Source organism: Thomasclavelia sp. (assembly GCF_047249845.1).
GTDB lineage: Bacteria > Bacillota_I > Bacilli_A > Erysipelotrichales > Coprobacillaceae > Thomasclavelia.
In genome coordinates this window covers 1-1,870 of record NZ_JBKTWO010000161.1, presented here as the reverse complement: position 1 = coordinate 1,870, position 1,870 = coordinate 1, and the positions used below count along the sequence as shown (strand labels likewise).

3 protein-coding genes are annotated in these 1,870 nt (G+C 34.1%); all 3 read left to right on the top strand.

Translation table 11 applies throughout. The features are described 5' to 3' along the window. Position 1 precedes the first annotated feature (1 nt). Positions 2–697 carry an RHS repeat-associated core domain-containing protein gene (locus tag ACLR9T_RS14325; protein ID WP_413110141.1) on the top strand — a complete coding sequence of 232 codons (696 nt, stop codon included), beginning with the start codon at positions 2–4 and terminating at the stop codon, positions 695–697. Then, positions 672–1,136, top strand: coding sequence for a hypothetical protein (locus ACLR9T_RS14320; RefSeq protein ID WP_413110140.1), 465 nt, complete (start codon positions 672–674; stop codon positions 1,134–1,136). The genes ACLR9T_RS14325 and ACLR9T_RS14320 overlap by 26 nt, the downstream gene beginning before the upstream one ends. Positions 1,137–1,519: 383 nt before the next feature. Then, positions 1,520–1,699, top strand: coding sequence for a hypothetical protein (locus tag ACLR9T_RS14315; RefSeq protein ID WP_413110139.1), 180 nt, complete (start codon positions 1,520–1,522; stop codon positions 1,697–1,699). Positions 1,700–1,870: the final 171 nt, after the last annotated feature.

Genomic DNA, 1,870 nt, shown 5'->3' with positions numbered 1-1,870 from the left:
TCTGAACAATCCCTACCTGGACTACGGCGCCCGTCAGTACGATTCGGACGGTGCCATATGGCTTGGTAAGGATCCTTTGTCGGAAAAGTATTATCCGATAAGTCCGTATGCATTTTGCGCTAATAATCCGATCAAATTTGTTGATTCGGATGGAAGAAAAGTGTATTATGCACCCGGAGTATCGCAGAAGTTTAAAGATAAATTTGCAGCTACTATAAAGTATATGAATTCTCGAGGTTCGGCTGGAGATATAGCAAGTCTGGAAAAATCAGATAAGGTATACTATATTGGGGATAAAGATTCTGCAGGTAAAAGTAATAAATTCGTTGTAGATGGAACTCAGACAACAATATATTGGGATCCAGATACAGCATATCAAACAACAGAAGGAATTTGGATTTCTCCTGCGACTGTATTGGCTCACGAAGTAGGACATGCCATTGAATATGATAAACAACCTAATGAGTTTATGCAAAATGTTAAAAAAGAAGATGGCGATTATGATAATATAGAGGAACGTAGAAATATTACAACAACAGAACAGAAAGCTGCCAGAAAACATAAAGAAATAAAAGACGGAACAGTCACTCGCAGAAATCATAAAATGGCAGATAAGTCAAATGTAAATAATCTAACACCATATGAAATTGAAGACAAGTTCAGGAAGATTAATGAGTTTATTAATAATTCCAATTAGTTTTTTTTGCGCATGTAATTTTACAAAAACTCCAACAGCTGAAAAAGCTATACAAGTGGCTGATAGTGTGGCGATATATTATTACCAGTCTGGTTTTTTGTCATTTGCTGCTATATCTGCAACTGAATTTGCGGATGAATTGGCCGAGAAGTCGATTGTGATCCGGGATTCTGCTACGGTGAGGCGTTTAGAAAACGGACTTTCAAAATTAAAGGTGGATTCTGTAAGGAATAATTTAGATGTTCGGATTATGTTGGTGTTTTACAAATCGAAGAATGACACGTTGTGGGTGAGTGCTTTAAAGAATCATAATATGCAGTTGAATCGACAAATAATGCAAAAAGACACTGCCTTTTGGATGACAATTAAACAGGTGATTTCTGAAAACGATTCCGTATTTCGTCGCAGATTTGCGAATTCTTCGGATGCTTACATATAGTTCATTGATTTTCCCGGATATCACTAATTTTAAAAATTTAAATCCGGACGGCAAATTATGTCGTCCGGATTTAAATTCGAATAACTATGAAAAATAATCTAATAATATCAATGGTATGGGGTGTGTTCTTTTATTTGGACATATCCTTGATAATAGTCATTATTCGTCAGATTATAGAATTAGGACTGTTATATTTTACGGATATGGGAAATACGTCCTCATTAATAATGGTTTTCGCAGCAGTTTTTTATAATCTAATAATTATTTTTGCCCTCCGCTATTATCTGTTGGGTGAAAATTTGAAATTAATATACCACCTGAGGAATTTTTGGATTTTAATACTATCTTTTTTCTTATTTTCTATTGTCAAGTCTGGCTTGGAGATGCTGAAACCTTTGGTTATCAATGAAAGTAATAATATTTTATTAAGAGATGATATTACTAATCAAATTCTGGCAAATCAGGTCGTAGACATTATGAATCGTTTTACAATAATTGTCAGCTTGATTGTGATAGGATATATCCTATTAAAAAAGAAAAATTTAGATACTGATAGTCTGTAATCTATTCCACCTTCTAATAATGACGAGGGGTAGGTATTTAAGATTTGAGAGAATTGGAAACTCTCATAAATAAAATGACAACATCAATAATATCATTGGCCGGGGACAACCTTTTGAGGTTGTCCCCATTGTTTTATATTTTCCGGAATTATACGTATCTTTCAGATAAGT